1 pseudogene is annotated in these 927 nt (G+C 58.4%); it reads left to right on the top strand.

Annotated features, from left to right (window positions below):
• Nucleotides 1-927: pseudogene (locus C5471_RS23360) on the top strand (S-layer family protein); the annotation flags it as partial.

Consider the following 927-nt stretch of genomic DNA (forward strand, 5'->3'; position numbering starts at 1 on the left):
ATAAACGGGGCCCGGTGACAGAAACGATTGACCTGAACACGCTGGCCTGGCAGGACCATACCCGGCCAGAGGCTGCCGGTATCCCAATAGCGGATCGCCAGACCGGGCAAGTGCAGCAAGCCCCCACTGCCGTGAAACCGGTTGCCGGGATAAACAACGCGCCCTTAGTGCTGCCACCCGGTCAGCCGTTTGAACTGACGTTGCCCCCGGAAACTGTCAAAGGACAAACGGTTGACCCGGTCATCCGCATTATCACGCCCGATACCCGATTACCGGATAACAGCCTGTACACCGTGCAACCGGGCAGTGACAGCCACTATCTGGTGGAGACCGACCCGAAATTTACGCAGTATAAACCCTGGCTGGGTTCGGACTACATGCAGCAACAACTCACCCATGACCCGGCGTTAGTGCACAAACGGTTAGGCGACGGATTCTATGAACAGCGGTTGGTACGGGACCAAATCACTCAACTGACCGGCCAGCGTTATCTGCCCGGTTACCACAATGATGAAGCGCAGTTTAAAGCGCTGATGGATGCCGGAGTGGCTTTCGGTAAAGCCCAACAACTCACCCCCGGCGTTGCCCTCAGTCCAGCCCAAATGGCGCTGCTGACCTCGGATATTATCTGGCTGACTAACCAGACAGTGACCCTGACGGATGGCACGACCGAGGTGGTGACTGTGCCGCAGGTTTACGCGCGTGTCCGTCAGGGCGACCTGAGCAGTGACGGCGCTTTGCTGGCCGGCAATACCGTGGCCCTTAACAGTCAGGGCGATATCACTAACAGCGGCACGATAAGCGGGCGTGACGTCACGCAACTGACCGCCAACAATCTGACCAACAGCGGCTTTATTCGCGGCGGTAAAGTCGACTTAACGGCCCAACAGACGCTCACCAACCGGGGCGGCCAGATTCAGGGAGATG

The sequence above is a fragment of the Photorhabdus tasmaniensis genome (assembly GCF_011189505.1).
In the GTDB taxonomy this organism is placed as follows: Bacteria; Pseudomonadota; Gammaproteobacteria; order Enterobacterales; family Enterobacteriaceae; genus Photorhabdus; species Photorhabdus tasmaniensis.